Annotated in this window: 11 protein-coding genes; 8 read left to right on the forward strand and 3 right to left on the reverse strand. The window is 69.9% G+C overall.

The window, feature by feature from the left end; genetic code table 11:
- Nucleotides 1–48 precede the first annotated feature (48 nt).
- Nucleotides 49–1,080 carry an alanine racemase gene (locus ACQUSR_RS16090; RefSeq protein ID WP_431043258.1) on the forward strand — a complete coding sequence of 344 codons (1,032 nt, stop codon included), beginning with the start codon at nt 49–51 and terminating at the stop codon, nt 1,078–1,080.
- A 55-nt stretch (nt 1,081–1,135) separates the two neighbouring features.
- Here the strand turns inward: ACQUSR_RS16090 and ACQUSR_RS16095 are convergent, their stop codons facing one another.
- Both ACQUSR_RS16095 and ACQUSR_RS16100 read right to left on the reverse strand, forming a co-directional pair.
- On the reverse strand, nt 1,136–2,653 hold the full coding sequence (locus ACQUSR_RS16095) for a glycosyltransferase family 87 protein (RefSeq protein WP_431043259.1): 1,518 nt from the start codon (nt 2,651–2,653) through the stop codon (nt 1,136–1,138).
- Nucleotides 2,654–2,826: 173 nt separating this feature from the next.
- Nucleotides 2,827–5,535: a transglycosylase domain-containing protein gene (locus tag ACQUSR_RS16100; protein ID WP_431043260.1), complete on the reverse strand. Its 2,709-nt coding sequence runs from the start codon at nt 5,533–5,535 to the stop codon at nt 2,827–2,829.
- Between the two features lie 378 nt (nt 5,536–5,913).
- On the opposite strand from ACQUSR_RS16100, the gene ACQUSR_RS16105 reads away from it, so the two are divergent.
- The 4 genes from ACQUSR_RS16105 to ACQUSR_RS16120 all read left to right on the forward strand — a co-directional run bounded on the left by ACQUSR_RS16105 (nt 5,914) and on the right by ACQUSR_RS16120 (nt 9,676).
- Entirely contained in the window at nt 5,914–6,633 is a 720-nt protein-coding gene (locus ACQUSR_RS16105; RefSeq protein WP_431043261.1) for a helix-turn-helix transcriptional regulator, read from the forward strand.
- Nucleotides 6,634–6,698: 65 nt separating this feature from the next.
- The gene (locus ACQUSR_RS16110) at nt 6,699–7,781 is read left to right on the forward strand and encodes an inositol-3-phosphate synthase (protein WP_431043262.1); all 1,083 of its coding nucleotides are present in this window, start codon (nt 6,699–6,701) and stop codon (nt 7,779–7,781) included.
- 79 nt (nt 7,782–7,860) lie between these two features.
- Nucleotides 7,861–9,129, forward strand: a complete 1,269-nt coding sequence (locus ACQUSR_RS16115; protein ID WP_431043263.1) for an MFS transporter — start codon at nt 7,861–7,863, stop codon at nt 9,127–9,129.
- Nucleotides 9,130–9,238: 109 nt separating this feature from the next.
- Complete coding sequence (locus tag ACQUSR_RS16120; protein ID WP_431043264.1) at nt 9,239–9,676, forward strand: LppU/SCO3897 family protein; 438 nt, start codon at nt 9,239–9,241, stop codon at nt 9,674–9,676.
- Nucleotides 9,677–9,797: 121 nt separating this feature from the next.
- On the opposite strand, the gene ACQUSR_RS16125 is transcribed toward ACQUSR_RS16120, so the two are convergent.
- Entirely contained in the window at nt 9,798–11,288 is a 1,491-nt protein-coding gene (locus tag ACQUSR_RS16125) for a CCA tRNA nucleotidyltransferase (RefSeq protein WP_431043265.1), read from the reverse strand.
- 192 nt (nt 11,289–11,480) lie between these two features.
- Here ACQUSR_RS16125 and ACQUSR_RS16130 point away from each other — a divergent pair, with 192 nt between their 5' ends.
- The 3 genes from ACQUSR_RS16130 to ACQUSR_RS16140 all read left to right on the forward strand — a co-directional run bounded on the left by ACQUSR_RS16130 (nt 11,481) and on the right by ACQUSR_RS16140 (nt 18,262).
- Nucleotides 11,481–13,871 (forward strand): DUF6049 family protein, encoded by a 2,391-nt coding sequence (locus ACQUSR_RS16130; protein ID WP_431043266.1) that lies wholly within the window; start codon nt 11,481–11,483, stop codon nt 13,869–13,871.
- Between the two features lie 46 nt (nt 13,872–13,917).
- The gene (gene murJ, locus ACQUSR_RS16135) at nt 13,918–16,401 is read left to right on the forward strand and encodes a murein biosynthesis integral membrane protein MurJ (protein ID WP_431043267.1); all 2,484 of its coding nucleotides are present in this window, start codon (nt 13,918–13,920) and stop codon (nt 16,399–16,401) included.
- A gap of 109 nt (nt 16,402–16,510) precedes the next feature.
- Nucleotides 16,511–18,262: a protein kinase family protein gene (locus ACQUSR_RS16140; protein WP_431043268.1), complete on the forward strand. Its 1,752-nt coding sequence runs from the start codon at nt 16,511–16,513 to the stop codon at nt 18,260–18,262.
- Nucleotide 18,263 lies beyond the last annotated feature (1 nt).

Raw genomic sequence — 18,263 nt, forward strand, 5'->3', positions numbered from 1 at the left:
CAGTCGCAGCATCACGCCGCAGCCACGAGAAAGGTCCCGGGTCCGTCCATGGCGCTCACCCTCTACGTCGACACCGCACGCTGGCGGACCCATCAGCAGTCCGTGGTCCAGCAGTTCCCGGGCATCGTCCCGGTCTGCAAGGGCAACGGATACGGCTTCGGCCACGAGCGGCTGGCCGAGGAGGCCGCCCGCATCGGTACCGACATGCTCGCCGTCGGCACCACCTACGAGGCCGCCCGGATGAAGGACTACTTCAGCGGCGACCTGCTGGTGCTGACCCCGTTCCGGCGGGGCGAGGAGCCCGTACCGCTGCCCGACCGCGTCATCCGGTCGGTGTCCTCGGTCGACGGCGCGTACGGCCTGGCCGGCGCCCGTGTCGTGGTCGAGGTCATGAGCAGCATGAAGCGCCACGGGGTCACCGAGGACGAACTGCCCAAGCTGCACGCGGCCGTCGAGAACGTCCGCCTCGAGGGCTTCGCCATCCACCTTCCGCTCGACCGTACCGACGGGCTGGACGCGGTGGAGGAGGTCATCGGCTGGATGGACCGGCTGCGCGCGGCCGGGCTCCCGCTGCACACGATGTACGTCAGCCACCTGAAGGCGGACGAACTGGCGCGCCTGCGGCAGCAGTTCCCGCAGACCCGATTCCGGGTGCGGATCGGCACCCGGCTGTGGCTGGGCGACCACGACTCGACCGAGTACCGGGGCTCCGTCCTGGACGTCACCCGCGTCTCCAAGGGAGACCGCTTCGGCTACCGCCAGCAGAAGGTCGCCTCGGACGGCTATCTGGTGGTCGTGGCCGGCGGTACGTCACACGGCGTCGGCCTGGAGGCCCCCAAGGCGATGCACGGCGTCATGCCGCGCGCGAAGGGCGTCGCGCGGGCGGGCCTGGCGACGGTCAACCGCAACCTGTCCCCGTTCGTCTGGGCCGGAAAGCAGCGCTGGTTCGCCGAGCCCCCGCACATGCAGGTGTCGCTGCTCTTCGTGCCGAGCGACGCCCCGGCACCGCAGGTCGGGGACGAGCTGGTCGCCTACCTGCGGCACACCACCACGACGTTCGACCGCCTGGTCGACCACTGAGGCACTGAGCGGGGCAGGGCCCGGAAGCCGCACGTCACGTGAGCGGCTCCGGGCCCTACTTGGCGTACGGGCCGTCCTGCGGGCACTCGTACAGGCCGTCCTGCGGCCGCTCGTACCAGCCGTTCTGCGGCCGCTCATGCAGCCCCTCGCCTGCCGCGCCGAGGACGAACACGTCCGGCGCCTGGTCCAGCACCCCGCCCGAGGGGTCGTCCGAGCCGTCCTGGCGGACCACGTCCCGGTGCGGCATCAGGGCGTCTCGCACCACCACGGCGCACAGGTACAGCGTGCCCAGCAGGTGGGCGGCGATCGCCAGCTGGTACCCCTCCGGCGGCAGCCCCCGGTGCGCCGGCTCACCGTAGGTGTAGGCCAGGTACATCCAGATGCCGACGAAGTAGACGACCTCGCAGGCCTGCCAGATGAGGAAGTCGCGCCACTTGGGCCTGGCCAGCGCCGCCAGCGGAACCAGCCACAGCACGTACTGCGGCGAGTAGACCTTGTTGGTCAGGATGAACGCCGCGACCACCAGGAACGCCAGTTGCGCGAAGCGCGGGCGGCGCGGCGCGCACAGCGCGAGCGCCACGATCCCGGCGCAGGCGAGCACCATCAAGGCGGTGGCGTACGTGTTGACGTCGGTGAGCGGATCACCGGTGCGCTGGGAGATGATCAGCCAGACCGAGCCGAAGTCGACCGGCCGCTCCTCGCTGAAGGTGTAGAACTTCTGCCACCCCTCACGGATGTGCAGCCCACCGCTGGTACTGATCATCACCGGCAGGTTCACCACGAGCCAGGAACCCACCGCGCCGGCCGCCGCCGAGCCGAAGGCCCGCAGCCGCCCCGCCCGCAGGCACAGCAGGAACAGCACACCGAGCAGCAGCACCGGATAGAGCTTGGCGGCGGTGGCCAGTCCGATGAGGATGCCCGCGGCGAGCACCCGGCTACGCGACCACATGAGCATCGCGGCGGCCGTCAGCGCGACGGCGAACAGGTCCCAGTTGATGGTGGCGGTGAGCGCGAAGGCCGGGGCGAGGGCGACGAGCAGCCCGTCCCAGGGGCGGCGGCGGTGCGTACGCGCGACACAGACGGCGATGACGGCGGCGCAGGCCATCAGCATGCCCGCGTTGACCATCCAGAAGGTCTGCTCACGGTCCTGGATGGTGCCGTTCTGCGGCGTGAGCCAGGAGGCGACCTCCATGAAGAGGCCGGTGAGCACCGGGTACTCCAGATACTCCATGCCGCCCGAGACGCTGTCCGGGATGCGCTCGAAGTACGGGACGACGTCGAGGGCGAAGCCGCGGCCGTTGTACAGGTGCGGGATGTCGGAGTAGCAGGCGTGGGTGTACTGGCTGGTGGCGCCGTGGAACCAGCCGCCGTCGTAGCAGGGCGCCTTCTGCGCCATGCCGAGCGCGAACATGCCGATCGCGACCAGCGCGATGATCCGCACCGGCGTCCACCAGCTGGTGCCGAGCCGTGCACGGCGCCCCGCGGGCCCGCCGAACAGCTCGCTGCCGGCCGCGGCGACCTCGTCCTCCGCGGTCGGCCGTACCGGCTGTGAGTCCTCACGCGCGCTCGTCATGCGGCCATCCTGCCGTACGGGCCCCGCACCGGCTCGCGAGAGCCGCCCCACAGTCCGCGTGCCGAGGCGGGCGGACTGTGGGGCGGCAGGGGGGGGCGAAAGCGGCCGCGGCCGCGTGGAGCGGGTGCTCCACGCGGCCGCGGGCCGGTCGGGGTGCCCTGAGGGCTGACCGGTCATTCCCTCTGGGTGCTCCCGGAGGGACCGCCGAAGATGCCACCGCTGTCGTCCGATGGCGGCTCGGTGGTCGGTTCGGTGGTGCCGCCGCCGGGTCCGCCGCCAGGTCCACCGTTCTGGCCGCCGTTCTGGCCGCCGTTGCCACCACCGATCACACCGCTGTCGTCGCACGAGGGGTCGAACGGGTCGCAGGGCTCGTCCGTCGACGGGGTGGTGGAGGGCGTCTGGGACGGCGTCTGCGACGGGGTCTTCGACGGCGTCTTGGACGGCGTCCGGCTGGGCTCGGTGGTCGTCGGCGGCGGGCTGGCGCCGTCGCCGTAGATCTTCTCGCCGATCGGCTGGGGGACGGGGAACGGCTGCGCCTTCTTGTCCTTCAGCGCCTCGCGCATGTAGTCGGCCCAGATCTCCGCCGGGAACGAGGCACCGTGGATCGTGGGCTTGCCGCCCACGCCGTACATGGACAGGAACTCCTGCTTCTCGGCCCTGTCGTCGACCCGCCACATGCCGATCGCGGTCGACAGCTGCGGGGTGTAGCCGGAGAACCAGGCCGACCTGTTGTCATCGGTGGTACCGGTCTTGCCCGCCGCCGGACGGCCGATCTGCGCCGACGTACCGGTTCCCTTCTCCACGACCGTCTTGAGCACGTCGGTGACGTTGTCCGCCACGTCGGTGTCGAAGGCGTGCTCCAGCTTGGCGTGGTCCTTGTGGTTCCACGTCTCCACGCCGTCCTTCTCGATGGACTCGACGGAGTACGGGTCGGCCTGCTCGCCCCGGGCCGCGAAAGTCGCGTACGAGCCGGCGAGCCGGATGGCGCTCGGCGCCGAGGTACCCAGCGAGAAGGTCGGGGTGAGCGAGGTGAGCTGGTCCTCGCTGAGCCCCGCGCGGAGGGCGGCGTCCCGCACCTTCTCCAGACCGACGTCCATGCCCAGCTGGATGTACGGGGTGTTCACCGAGTACTGCATGGCGGTGCGCAGCGTGATGGGCCCTCTGTCCTCGTCACCGTCGTTGCGCTGGTGCCACTCCTTGCCGTTCTTGTCGGTCCACACTTCACCCTTGTAGGTGCGCAGCGTCAGCTTGTTGTCGCCGTCGTAGACGCTCTTGGGCGAGACCAGGGTGCGCATCGAGGCGGGCTGCTGCTCGGGGCCGCCCTTGCTCCGCTTTCCGTCGGTCATCGCCGCCGCCAGTACGAACGGCTTGAAGGTGGAGCCCACCTGCACGCCGGTGTAGTCGGCGTTGTTGGTGTAGTGCTCCAGCGCGTCCTTGCCGCCGTAGATGGCGACGATCTTGCCGGTCTTGGGCTCCACCGAGGCGCCGCCGAACTGGACGTGCTTGTCCTTGTCAGGGCGGAGCTTCGGCTTGATGTTCTCCTTGGTCACCTTCTCGACCGCGCGCTTGAGCGCGTTGACCTTCGTGCGGTCGAAGGTGGTGTGGATCTGGTAGCCGCCCTTGTCCAGCTGCGCCTTGCTGATGCTGGTGTTGGCGATGATGTAATTGTCGGCGAGGTCGGTGAGGTAACCGATCTGGCCGGCCTTGTTGGTGGCGGGCTTGGGGCGCTGAGGGCGCGGGAAACCCTTCTTGATCCACTCGTCGGCCTTGGACCTCTCCATCCGGCCGACCTCGACCTCGCGGTTGAGGATCCACTTCCAGCGCGCTTTGGCCCGTGCCTCGTTCTTCTCCTTCCTGGCGGCGGCGCCGAAGCCACCCGCCGGGTCGTAGAGGTTCGGCCCGTTCAGGGTCGCGGCGAGGAAGGCGCTCTGGCTCGCGTTCAGCTTGTCGGCGTCGGTGTCGTAGTACGCGCGGGCGGCGGCCTGGATGCCGTACGCGCCCCGCCCGTAGAACGCGGTGTTGAGGTACCCCGCGAGGATGTCGTCCTTCTCCTGGGTGGCGCCGACCTTGATGGAGATCAGAAGCTCCTTGGCCTTGCGCGAGATCGTCTGCTCCTGACCCAGGTAGGTGTTCTTCACGAACTGCTGGGTGATGGTCGAGCCACTCTGCGTCTGACCGCCCTTGGCCATGTTCACGACCGCCCGGGCGATACCCATCGGGTCGACGCCGGAGTCGTCGTAGAAGCTGGCGTTCTCCGCGGCGATCACCGCGTTCTGCATCGATTTGGAGATCTTGCTGAGCGGGACGATCTGCCGGTTGTAGTCACCACCGCCGGAGACGACCATCTGCTCGCCGTCCGCCCAGTAGTAGACGTTCTTCTGGGTCTTCGAGGCGGCCTGGGCGGTGGGCACCTCCACCAGCATCAGCCCGATGCCCAGCGCGCCCATCAGAAGCATGACGAAGAACAGGAAGGTGCCGGTGACCAGCTTCCAGGACGGCACCCAGCGCCGGAACCCGCTCTTACCCGCGCGCGGGTAGTCGATGAAGCGCCTCTTGGCGGGGCGGCCGCCCCCGGCGCCGCGGCCACGGCCGGCCCCGCCGCCGCGCCGTCCGGCGCCGCCATGGCCGCCGGAACCGTGCCCGGCGCCCTGGGAGCCGGCGGCACCCGGTTCGGCTGCCCGTCGGCGGCCGCCGCGCTGGGCGGCGCGGCGGGCCTCGGCCCGGCCGCCGTAGGCGGGCTCTTCGCCCTGCGGGTCGGCGCCTCTACCGGTGGCGTTACTCGGTGGCGCTGCACGGCGGCCGGACGGCTGCTGCACGGCGCGTCGTGCCGCTGCGCGTCCGCCGCCCTGCGGCTGCGGCGGCTTGCGACGGTGCTCGCTCATGGAACGACTACTCCTCGGGCAGGCGCTCACGCCTGACGGCGGCAGGTGGCTTCCGGTCCCCCCGGCATGCGCCCCGGACGCGGATCGCGTCCGGGCGCACGGCATCCAGAACACAGACCTCTGGTGGTGTTGCGCGGTTCCCGGTGGTCTGCATGGCGAACAGACTACGCACGGTCAAAACTGACCGACCCGCCGTCTTCACTCCAAATCAGGCACGTTGACTACAACGAATCCTTCAACGATTCACCCAGGTTCACCGATGTGACGCCGTTCACCATGGCCCCTCTTGTCCCAGAGGAGTGCTCGCTCTATCGTCTGGATGTATCGAGTCGATACATCGGCTGTGCATAAGGGACGCAGACGGCGAGGAGGAGGGGAATGAGCAGGCGCTCCGGCATCCTTGAGTTCGCCGTCCTCGGCCTGCTGCGCGAGTCCCCCATGCACGGCTATGAGCTGCGCAAACGCCTGAACACCTCACTGGGGGTGTTCCGCGCGTTCAGCTACGGGAGTCTCTATCCGTGCCTTAAGACACTGGTCGCCAACGGCTGGTTGGTCGAGGAGCCGGGCAGCGCCCCGGACGAGGCGCTCGCCGCGACGCTCGCCGGCCGACGGGCGAAGATCGTCTACCGGCTGACGGCCGAGGGCAAGGAGCGGTTCGAGGAGCTGCTCTCCCACACCGGTCCGGACGCGTGGGAGGACGAGCACTTCGGTGTCCGCTTCGCCTTCTTCGGACAGACCTCGCGTGATGTCCGGATGCGGGTGCTGGAAGGGCGGCGCACCCGCCTGGAGGAGCGCCTGGAGAAGATGCGCGCCTCGCTGGCCCGTACCCGCGAGCGGCTGGACGACTACACGCTTGAGCTGCAGCGGCACGGCATGGAGTCGGTGGAGCGCGAGGTCCGCTGGCTCAACGAGCTGATCGAGAGCGAGCGGGCCGGGCGGGACCAGCGCCATGGGACCGCCGAGCAGCCGCAGTCTCCCGGCCCCAGTGCCGGGAGGCAGCACGGGCCGGGAGATCAGGACCGGCCAGGAGAGACGGGCGGACCGCCCCGGCACCGGGGTGGATCCCGGCCGGATCCGTCCGATGACACCGCCGAGTAAGAGTCGCCAAGCAAGCTTCTGCATTCCCGCAGGGCTTCATCGAGTACACACAGGGAGCAACCGGAATGGGTTCGGTTCGCGTAGCCGTCGTCGGCGTGGGCAACTGCGCCGCGTCGCTGGTGCAGGGCGTCGAGTACTACAAGGACGCCGACCCGAACAGCCGCGTGCCGGGTCTGATGCACGTGCAGTTCGGCGACTACCACGTCCGTGACGTGGAGTTCGTGGCCGCTTTCGATGTCGACGCGAAGAAGGTCGGCCTCGACCTCGCGGACGCCATCGGCGCCAGCGAGAACAACACCATCAAGATCTGCGACGTGCCGGCGACCGGTGTGACCGTGCAGCGCGGCCACACCCTCGACGGTCTGGGCAAGTACTACCGCCAGACCATCGAGGAGTCGGCCGAGGCTCCCGTCGACGTCGTCCAGGTCCTCAAGGACAAGCAGGTCGACGTCCTGGTCTGCTACCTGCCGGTGGGATCCGAGGACGCCGCGAAGTTCTACGCCCAGTGCGCCATCGACGCGAAGGTCGCCTTCGTCAACGCGCTGCCGGTCTTCATCGCCGGAACGAAGGAGTGGGCGGACAAGTTCACCGAGGCCGGTGTGCCGATCGTCGGTGACGACATCAAGTCGCAGGTCGGCGCCACCATCACGCACCGTGTGATGGCCAAGCTGTTCGAGGACCGGGGCGTCATCCTGGACCGCACCATGCAGCTGAACGTCGGCGGCAACATGGACTTCATGAACATGTTGGAGCGCGAGCGCCTGGAGTCCAAGAAGATCTCCAAGACGCAGGCCGTCACCTCCCAGATCCCGGACCGCGACCTGGGCGAGAAGAACGTCCACATCGGCCCGTCCGACTACGTGGCCTGGCTGGACGACCGCAAGTGGGCGTACGTCCGCCTGGAGGGCCGCGCGTTCGGCGACGTCCCGCTGAACCTGGAGTACAAGCTCGAGGTCTGGGACTCCCCGAACTCCGCCGGTGTCATCATCGACGCCCTGCGCGCCGCGAAGATCGCCAAGGACCGCGGGATCGGTGGCCCGATCCTCTCCGCGTCCTCGTACTTCATGAAGTCGCCGCCGGTGCAGTACTTCGACGACGAGGCTCGCGAGAGCGTCGAGAAGTTCATCAAGGGCGAGGTCGAGCGCTAAGGCTCGCTCCGCACTTGTTGATCACAGGTCCCCGGGTCGTGCACCCGGGGACCTGCCCGTTTGTGTGAGGCTGAGCGCCATGCCTGTCGTACGTGATCTGCGCGTGCTGCTCCGGCTCCGCGACTTCCGGCGGCTGCTGGCCGTCCGTCTGCTGTCCCAGCTGGCCGACGGCGTCTACCAGATCGCGCTCGCCACGTACGTCGTGTTCTCCCCCGAGAAGGAGACCTCCGCCGCGGCCGTCGCCTCCGCCATGGCCGTACTGCTGCTCCCGTACTCGCTTCTCGGCCCCTTCACCGGTGTCCTGCTGGACCGTTGGCGCCGCCGCCAGGTGCTGCTCTTCGGCAACCTGCTGCGCGGCGGCCTCGCCGCGGGCACCGCGGTACTGATCCTGGCTCAGGTCCCCGACTGGCTCTTCTACGCCTCCGCCCTGTCCGTCACGTCGATCAACCGGTTCATCCTGGCCGGGCTCTCGGCCGCCCTGCCCCGCGTGGTGGACAGCCCGGAGCGGCTCGTCATGGCCAACTCGCTGTCCCCGACCGCCGGTACGCTCGCGGCCACCGCGGGCGGCGGTCTGGCGTTCGTCGTGCGCTTCGCCACCCCGGGCGAGGACGTGACCGCGGATGCCCTGGTCGTCCTCCTCGGCGCCATGGTCTACCTCGGCGCCGGACTCGCCGCCTTGCGGATGCCGCCCGGTCTCCTGGGCCCGGATCCCGCCGAACTCCAGACGAAGCGATCGGCATTGCTGAGCACCGCCCAAGGGCTCCAGGCGGGTCTGCGTCATCTCAGGCAACGCCCGCTCGCCGCCCGCGCCCTGGCCGCGATGACCCTGATGCGCTTCAACTACGGCGCGCTGACGGTGACGGTGCTCATGCTCTGCCGGTACGCGTGGAGCGACACCGAGTCCGAGGGGCTCGCCCTGCTCGGGGTCGCGATCGCCTTCTCGGGCGCGGGCTTCTTCACCGCGGCGGTCGTCACTCCGTGGGCCGTGGCCCGGTTCGGCACCTCCGGCTGGATCGTGGCCTGCGCCGCCTCCGCGGCCGTCCTCGAACCCGGCCTCGGGCTGCCCTTCGAACCGGCGCCGATGCTGGTGGCCGCGTTCGTCCTCGGCCTGGCCACCCAGGGCGCGAAGATCGCCACCGACACAGTCGTCCAGGCCGCCGTCGACGACGCGTTCCGCGGCCGGATCTTCTCCATCTACGACGTCCTGTTCAACGGCGCCTTCGTCGGCGCCGCGGCAGTGGCCGCCCTGATGCTGCCTCCTGACGGCAGGTCGGCGGTGCTGGTGGTGACGGTGGCCGCGATCTATGCGGCAGTTGCCGTGGTTGTCCCCGGTTTCCACCGCCGCTGATGGTCACATCCAGGCCACAGCATGCGGGCTGGCCGCGGAAGCGTTCCGGCCCCCATGTACCTTACGGGCGGCAAAATCACCCGCTCATGCTTCAGTTCGAAGGAAGTCAGTGACCACTCCGCCGCCCCAGGGGCAGAACCCGTTCGCGCAGCAGCACCCCGCCCCGACCGGGCCTGCGGCCTTCCCGCCCGCGCCCGCCCCGGCGCCCCGCCGCAACGTGAAGAAGATCCTCAGGAACGTCGTACTCCCGATAGCGGGCGTGTCCATCGCGATTGGCGCGTACTTCGCCGGCGACGGTGAGGACGTCAAGAAGCTGGCCGTCGGCGACTGCCTGCAGAACAAGGGCGGGATGGGCAGCGGAGCAGAGATCGAGAAGCTCGACTGCACCGACGCCAAGGCCACGCACAAGGTGCTGAAGAAGGCCGACGGTGCCAGTGTGGGGCAGTTGACCTGCGACCCGAGGTCAGTGCCGGGCAGCGTCGCCTACATCACCTGGAAGGAAGGCAGCGACTCGTTCACGCTCTGCCTGGGCGAGAACAAGAAGTAACGCGAGCCGAAGAGCGAGGGGGGCCGTGTTTCACGTGAAACACGGCCCCCCTCGCATGCCGCCCCCGCGCCCGTCCGCACGACGTTTCACGTGAAACACGGCCCGGACAGTGCGGCAGCCGTCAGTCCTGCGGCTGCGCCGCCCACCACTCCTTGAGCGCGGCGACCGCCGTGTCCCGCTCCATCGGACCGTGCTCCAGCCGCAGCTCGAGCAGATGCTTGTACGCCTTGCCGACCTGCGGCCCCGGCCCCACACCGAGGACGTCCATGATCTCGTTGCCGTCCAGATCGGGCCGGATCGCGTCCAGCTGCTCCTTCTCCTTCAGCTGTGCGATGCGCTCCTCCAGCCCGTCGTACGCCCGGGACAGCGCCGTCGCCTTCCGCTTGTTCCGCGTCGTGCAGTCCGAGCGGGTCAGCTTGTGCAGCCGGTCCAGCAGCGGCCCGGCGTCCCGCACGTACCGGCGCACAGCCGAGTCGGTCCACTCGCCCGTGCCGTAGCCGTGGAAGCGCAGATGCAGCTCGACCAGCCGCGCGACGTCCTTGACCAGGTCGTTCGGGTACTTCAGCTTCATCATCCGGAACTTGGTCAGCTTCGCCCCCACCACCTCGTGGTGGTGGAAGGAGACCCGGCCGTCCTTCTCGAAGCGACGCGTCTTCGGCTTCCCGATGTCGTGCAGCAGCGCCGCAAGCCGCAGCACCAGATCCGGGCCGTCGTCCTCCAGGTCGATGGCCTGCTCCAGCACCGTCAGCGAGTGCTCGTACACATCCTTGTGCCGGTGATGCTCGTCGCGCTCCAGCCGCAGCGCGGGCAGCTCCGGCACCACGTGGGCGGCAAGCCCGGTGTCGACCAGCAGCTTCAGGCCCTTCCGGGGGTGGGCACCCAGAAGCAGCTTGTTGAACTCGTCGCGCACCCGCTCCGCCGACACGATCCCGATCCGGTCCGCCATCGACGTCATCGCCGCGACGACCTCGGGCGCCACCTCGAAGTCGAGCTGGGCGGCGAAGCGCGCGGCGCGCATCATGCGCAGCGGGTCGTCGGAGAACGACTCCTCCGGCGTGCCCGGGGTCCGCAGCACCCGCGCGGCCAGGTCCTCCAGCCCGTTGTGGGGGTCGATGAACTCCTTCTCCGGGAGAGCCACCGCCATGGCGTTGACGGTGAAGTCCCGGCGGACCAGATCTTCCTCGATGGAGTCGCCGTACGACACCTCGGGCTTGCGGGAGGTGCGGTCGTAGGCCTCCGACCGATAAGTCGTGACCTCGATCTGATAGTCCTGGACGACCGTATTGTCGCCAGGCGCCTTCTTGCGGCAGCCGACCGTGCCGAAGGCGATCCCGACATCCCACACCGCGTCGGCCCACGGCCGCACGATCTTCAGCACGTCCTCCGGACGGGCATCGGTGGTGAAGTCCAGGTCATTGCCGAGTCGGCCGAGCAGCGCATCGCGTACCGAACCGCCGACCAGGGCAAGACGGAACCCGGCCTCCTGGAATCGGCGGGCAAGATCGTCCGCGACGGGGGACACCCGCAGGAGCTCGCTGACGGCGCGGCGCTGCGCCTGGCTCAGTTCGGACGTCGGCTGCGGGGTGAGGCTGTCATTGTTGGCGTTCGGCACAACAGAACAGGGTACGTGGCCGCAAGGCCCGAAGCCTCCCGGTTCCTGTCCGGCGCTCGACCACCGCCGCACACCCATCGCGACGATCTTGTATGGCACTCCGCAGCACTTCCCTCCGGCGGGCATCGTTACCATGCGTGGACGCACATTCCGACGACCACTGACGACGAGACGACGAGGGACGGGCGACGCGTGGCCGAGGCGGCAGAGTTCCAAGGGACCCCTTCTGCTGCCCGCCGGTGGCTCAGGCGCACAGGGGCGCTACTCGCCGGCGTGCCGCTGCTGGCGGGCCTCGTACAGCTCCCGACCGCCTCCGAAGCCCATGCGGCCCAAGCGGCCCCCGCCGCCAGCCGGGCCACCGGCTCCCGCACGGTCGACGTCGCCATCAACCGCCTGACGCCCACCGCACCGTCCGGCAGCGCCACCCTCACGATCACCGGCACGGTCACCAACGACGGCCGCTCCCCGATCACCGCCGCCCAGGTCGGTCTCCGGATCGCCCCGGCGAGGGCCAGCCGTACGGCGATCGACGACGCGGCCAAGCGCAAGGGCTACGACCCCAGCCTCGACGGCCGTGCGATCGACGCCAAGTACACGAAGAAGATCGGCCGCCTGGCGCCCGGCTCCCGGCGCGACTTCACGCTCACCGTCCCGGTGAAGCAGCTGCAACTCGGCGGGGCCGGGGCGTATCAGATCGGCGTCGCCGTCACCGGCCAGACCGCCGCCCAGCCCTGGCAGCAGGTGCTGGGCATCGAACGGACCTTCCTCCCCTGGCAGCCGTCCGCGGCCGCCAAGAAGACCCAGCTGACCTACCTGTGGCCGCTGATCTCCACCACCCAAGTCACCGCGCGCACGGACACCGACGAGCAGCAGACCCCGATCTTCCGGAACGACGCGTTCAAGGCGGAGCTCGCCCCCGGCGGCCGGCTCCAGCAGCTCGTCGCCCTCGGAAAGGACCTACCGGTCACCTGGGTGATCGACCCGGACCTGCTGGCCTCGGCCGCAGCCATGGCGAACGGCTACCAGGTCGAGACGGCGGACGGCGACACCGCGGCCGGTGACGGCCAGGCCGTCGCCAAACAGTGGCTGAACGACCTCACGCACGCGGTAGCGGGTCGCCAGGTGGTGGCCCTGCCGTTCGCCGACCCCGACCTGGCCTCCCTGGCCCACCGCGGCAAGTACGTCACCGGCAGCCTGAGCCACCTCCAGACGGCCACCGAGCTGTCCGCCAAGACCGTCGAGACCGTCCTGGGCGTGCAGCCGCGCACGGACTTCGCCTGGCCCGCCGACGGCGCCATCGACTCCTCCATCGTCGATGTCGCCACCTCGGCGGGCGCCCACAACGTCATCGCCCGAAGCGACAGCCTCCAGGAGACCGGCGATCTCCGGTACACCCCCACCGCCGCCCGTCAGATCGGTGGCGGCAACACCGCGATCGTCGCCGACGCCCGGCTGTCCACTGCCTTCGCCGGGGACATGACCGGGGCGGAGAGCCACGCCCTGGCGGTCCAGCGATTCCTCGCCCAGACCCAGATGCTGACCCTGCAGGCGCCGGGCAAGCAGCGCAGCATCGTGGTCGCCCCGCAGCGCATGCCCAGCGTCAGCCAGGCCCAGGCCATGGCGGACGCGCTCGGCAGCCTGTCCGGCGGAGGCTGGACCCAGCCGCTGGACCTGGGACGCGCGGCCAAGGCCAAGCCGGACCCCGGGGCCACCCATCAGCTACCGGGCAGCCGCTCCTACCCGCGCGCGCTGCGCCACCAGGAGCTGCCGACCGAGGCCTTCGAGGACATCCAGCGCACCAAGCTCACCCTCGACCGCTTCACGGTGATCCTCACCCGGAAGGGCCGAGTGGCCGCCCCGTTCGGCACCGCGATCATGCGCGAGATGTCCACGTCGTGGCGGCGCGACCACCGAGGCGCGAGCGACTTCCGCGCCTCGGTGAAGACGTACCTGTCGGACCTGACCAAGAAGGTCCAGCTCATCCCGAAGTCCAAGATCACGCTCTCCGGGCGCAGTGCGACGATCCCCGTCACGGTGCAGAACAACCTCCTGCAGAACGTGGAAGGCCTGGAGCTCCGGCTGTCCTCCAGCCAGCGCAACCGCCTGGCCGTCGGCGATCCGCAGCCGATCAGCGTCGAAGGCGGGCACAGCCAGTCCGTGAAGTTCGGCACCACCGCCTACGCCAACGGCCGGGTCCGGGTGACGGCCCAGCTCTTCACCGCCGACGGGCAGCCCTACGGCGAGGCCACGTCCTTCGAGGTGAACGTCACCGAGGCCACCTCGACCGTGATCCTCGTCATCGCGGGCGGCGTCCTGCTGCTGGTGCTCGCCGGCGTGCGGATCTACATCCAGCGCAAGCGCGCGGCGAACAGTGACGAGAACAACAACGACTCCGGCAGCGCGGCCACCGAAGCGGACGAAACAGTCACAGAAGGCGAGGAAACAGGCCCGGACGAGGGCGAACAGACGAACGGGACGACTGCCGCGCCGCCCGTCGTACCCGGGCAGCCGAGTGACCTGACCCCGGACACCGGTTCGCAAAGCGCTGAGCCATCCGGCTCAGGTGAGAAAGTGGAGCATTGAGCACTGGCGGGGCCGGTCCGGCCGCAGACGACGAGGTGGGGTAGCGATGAACGCGCCGTATGACGGTGATCGCGTCCATGGCCCGGGTGAGGACCCGGCGGGCGCGGTCCCGCCGCCGCATCCCGCGCCGCCGCATCCGTACGCGCCGGAGCCACACCAGCAGGACCCCTATCTGGGTGATCCTCGGCAGATCTCCTACAGCCGGCTCCCCGCCGTGCACGACCCGTACATCCAGGACCCGTACGTCCAGGACCCGTACGGCACCGGCACCTTCGCCGCGTACCCGTACCAGGAGCACGATCCGTACGCCGCGGACCCGCTGACGGACGCCCGGTACGACCGGGCCGCCCACCCGCCGCCCGCGCCCGACGCCTACCAGGGCCCGACCTACCAGCAGCCACCCGCCGCCCCGCACGCCCCGGACGCGCGCGTGTGGGCCCCGACGCCCGCGCCCGAGCCCGAGGGCCCCTCGCGCAATCTGCCGTACGGGGACGACGCGGGGACCCGGTTCACAGGCGTCGACGGCCTCGTCGGGCACGCGGCCGACGCACAGGCGGCCGGCGCCCAGCCGCAGCAGGACGCCTTCGCGCACCTCTTCCGCGACCAGCAGCCGTACGAGCCGCGCCGCCCCGACCAGGACCAGTACGGGCAGGGCCAGCACCCGTACGCCCCGCAGCAGGCGCAGGGGCCGCACGCAGCGCCGTACCAGCAGGGGCAGTACCACCAGGGGCAGTACCAGCAGGGACCGGGCGGCTACCCGCCCGCTCCGGCGCAGGGCCCGGCCCCCGTGTCCGCACCTGGGCCGGAGTACGTCCCGGCCCAGCCCTCCGGCCCGCCGGCCGGGGCCCCCGGCACGGCAGCCGCCACGGCCGCGTCCGAACCGAAACGCTCCGGCGGCCGCGCCACGAGCCTGCTCCAGTCCAGCGCCGTCATGGCCGCGGGCACCCTGGTCTCCCGGCTCACCGGTTTCGTACGCCAGATGATGATCGTCGCCGCGATCGGCACGGCCACCCTCGGTGACTCCTACGCCGTCGCCTACATGCTTCCGGCGATGATCTACTTCCTCACCGTCGGCGGCGGCCTGAACTCCGTCTTCGTCCCCCAGCTCGTCCGGGCGATGAAGGAGGACGAGGACGGCGGCGAGGCCTTCGCCAACCGGCTGCTCACCCTCACCATCGTGATCCTGGGTGGGCTCGTGGCGCTGTCGATGTTCGCCGCCCCCTGGATGATCAAGTTGCTGGGCCCCGACATCGCCAGCGACGCGGCCGCCAACGAGGTGTCCGTCACCTTCGCCCGCTACTGCCTGCCCATCATCTTCTTCACGGGCGTGCACGTCGTGGTCGGCCAGATCCTCAACGCGCGCGGCCGCTTCGGCGCGATGATGTGGACCCCGGTCCTCAACAACATCGTCGTCATCGCCACCTTCGGCCTGTTCATCTGGGTGTTCGGCACCCAGAGCAGCTCCAGGATGAACGAAACGACGATCACCCCCGAAGGCATCCGGCTGCTCGGCATCGGCACGCTGCTCGGACTCGTCGTCCAGGCTCTGGCGATGTTCCCGTATCTGCGGGCCACGGGCTTCCGGTTCCGGCCGCGGTTCGACTGGCGCGGCAAGGGGCTCGGCAAGTCCGCCCGGCTCGCCAAGTGGACCGTCCTGTTCGTCCTCGCCAACCAGGCCGGAAACGTCGTCGTCACCCGACTGGCCACTTCGGCCGGAGTCAAGGCCGACCCCGAATACCCGGGCACCGGCTTCCTCGCCTACTCCAGTGCCCAGCTCATCTGGGGCATGCCACAGGCGATCATCACCGTCTCCGTGATGGCCGCCCTGCTGCCCCGGATCTCCCGCGCGGCGCACGACGGGGACGCGGGTGCGGTCCGCGACGACATCTCCCAGGGACTGCGGACGTCCGCGGTCGCCATCGTCCCCCTGGCCTTCGGTTTCGTCGCCCTCGGCATCCCCATGTGCACCCTGCTGTTCGGCGCCTCGGGTACGGAGCAGGCCCGAGCCATGGGCTTCATGCTGATGGCCTTCGGCCTCGGGCTGATCCCCTTCTCCGTGCAGTACGTGGTGCTCCGCGGCTTCTACGCCTACGAGGACACCCGCACCCCCTTCTACAACACGGTGATCGTCGCCGCCGTGAACGCAGGCGTCTCCGCGGCGTGCTACTTCGTCCTTCCCGCCCGATGGGCCGTGACCGGCATGGCGGCCGCGTACGGTCTCGCCTACGCCGTCGGCGTAGGCGTCGCCTGGAAGCGGCTGAGCGTCCGGCTCGGCGGCGATCTCGACGGCCGCCGCGTGGTGCGCACCTACATTCGACTGGTGGGCGCCAGCCTGCCCGCCGCCCTGCTCTCCGGTGGCGTCGCCTACGCCGTTATCGGCGCCCTGGGCAGCGGAATCCTCGGCTCGATGGCCGCCCTGGCGGGCGGCGGGGCCGTACTCCTGATCGTGTTCTACATCGCCGCGAGCCGGATGCGCGTCGAAGAGCTGACCGCCATGGTTGGTATGGTCCGCGGACGTCTCGGCCGGTGACCTGAGCACAACCTTCGTCCGCCACCGTGTGTCGTGCATAGCGGCGGTCTGTGGGCACAATTGTCTTGGCTGTGGACCAGGGGTAACGGATGGGGAGGCAGGAACGACGGTGGCGGAACGGAGCACGGCTGCCGTCGACGTGGCCGACAACGACGGTGAGAAGCCGTCGGCCGCCGAGGCGGAGACGGCCATGACCGACGGGGCGGGGACCGAGAAGAAGCCCGGCAAGGGCCCTGACGCCGAGGGCGCGGAGAACAAAACCGCCGCCAAGGCCCAGGCGAGCCCCCCGGAGCTGCACAGCGGCCACAAACTCGCCAGACGCTACCGCCTCGAGGAGTGCGTCACCCGACTGGACGGCTTCAGCAGCTGGCGCGCCGTCGACGAGAAGCTGCGCCGAGCCGTGGGCATCCATGTGCTGCCCGCCGACCACCCGCGCGCCCGGCCGGTGCTCGCCGCCGCCCGGTCCGCGGCACTGCTCGGCGACCCCCGGTTCGTCCAGGTCCTCGACGCCGTCGAGGAGAACGACCTGGTCTACGTCGTGCACGAGTGGCTCCCCGACGCCACCGAACTCGCCACCATCCTGGCGAGCGGCCCGCTGGAACCGCACGAGGCGTACCAGCTCGTCAGCCAGGTCTCACAGGCCATGGCCGCCGCCCACCGCGAGGGCCTGGCCCACCTCCGCATCGACCCCGGATCCGTGCTCCGCACCGAGTCCGGCCAGTACCGCATCCGCGGCCTCGCCGTCATGGCCGCGCTGCGGGGGATCTCCGCCGACCAGCCGCAGCGCACCGACACCGAGGCCATCGGCGCCCTGCTGTACTCGGCGCTCACCCAGCGCTGGCCGTACGAGAGCGACGCCTACGGCCTCTCGGGGCTGCCCAAGGGCGTCGGGCTGATCGCCCCCGACCAGGTGCGCGCCGGGGTCCACCGCGGTCTGTCGGACCTCGCCATGCGCGCTCTGGTCAACGACGGCGCCACCGCCTCCCGCCAGGAGTCGCCGTGCACCACACCTGAGGAGCTGTCCAAGGCGGTCGCGGCCATGCCGCGCATCCGGCCCCCGGAGCCCTCCTTTACGCCGCCCGAGGCATACCAGCGCAACGGCTACCCCCAGGCCGGATACGGCCAGCCGCCGACCGGCGGCCGTCGCCCCAGCCCCGCCCGCCCCGCACCGGTACCTCCGCCTCCCCCACTGCAGACCCGCACCGGCAAGGCCCTCAAGTGGTCCGTCTCGGCACTGCTGATCGCGGCACTCGGCCTGGGCAGCTGGCAGCTCGCGGACACACTGTTGAAAGAGGAGTCGCGGTCGGGGAGCTCGGACAACTCGGAGCGCAAGGGCAACGACAAGCCGAAGAAGACCGCGAAGCCGATCAAGATCGTGGGCGCCAAGGAGTTCTCGCCCACCAATCCGCAGAACGCGGACCAGGTCAAGAACACCTGGGACGAGGACTCCTCGACCTTCTGGCGCACCAAGAGCTACATCGATAGTCCGGGATTCCATCCGAAGATCGTGCCCTCTAAGGGCGTCGGCATCATCTACGACCTCGGATCCGAGCAGCGGGTGAGCGGCGCCGAACTCGCGCTGCATTACCGCGCCGAGCTGGGCGGCCGCACCGAGGTGTCCCTGTATGCCACCGATTCTCTGACCCCCCAGGTGGCCGACACGTCCAATCCGACCAGTTCCTTCGGTACAGCGTTCGCCACAATCGAGGAGACCGGCAAGACCGCCAAGCTGACGGTCAAGAAGCCGACGAAGACTCGATACGTACTCGTGTGGCTGACCGCTTTGCCCCAGTCACCTCCGGATGGGCCCTACGACAAGCTCTACAAGCAAGCCATCACCGAGGTGAAGTTCACCGGCTGAG

It is taken from the genome of Streptomyces sp. P1-3, from assembly GCF_050613155.1.
Taxonomy (GTDB): Bacteria; Actinomycetota; Actinomycetes; order Streptomycetales; family Streptomycetaceae; genus Streptomyces.

Coding starts and splice junctions, on each gene's coding strand:
- ACQUSR_RS16090 (WP_431043258.1), top strand. CDS start 49: ATGGCGCTCACCCTCTACGTCGACACCGCACGCTGGCGGACCCATCAG.
- ACQUSR_RS16095 (WP_431043259.1), bottom strand. CDS start 2,653: ATGACGAGCGCGCGTGAGGACTCACAGCCGGTACGGCCGACCGCGGAG.
- ACQUSR_RS16100 (WP_431043260.1), bottom strand. CDS start 5,535: ATGAGCGAGCACCGTCGCAAGCCGCCGCAGCCGCAGGGCGGCGGACGC.
- ACQUSR_RS16105 (WP_431043261.1), top strand. CDS start 5,914: ATGAGCAGGCGCTCCGGCATCCTTGAGTTCGCCGTCCTCGGCCTGCTG.
- ACQUSR_RS16110 (WP_431043262.1), top strand. CDS start 6,699: ATGGGTTCGGTTCGCGTAGCCGTCGTCGGCGTGGGCAACTGCGCCGCG.
- ACQUSR_RS16115 (WP_431043263.1), top strand. CDS start 7,861: ATGCCTGTCGTACGTGATCTGCGCGTGCTGCTCCGGCTCCGCGACTTC.
- murJ (WP_431043267.1), top strand. CDS start 13,918: ATGAACGCGCCGTATGACGGTGATCGCGTCCATGGCCCGGGTGAGGAC.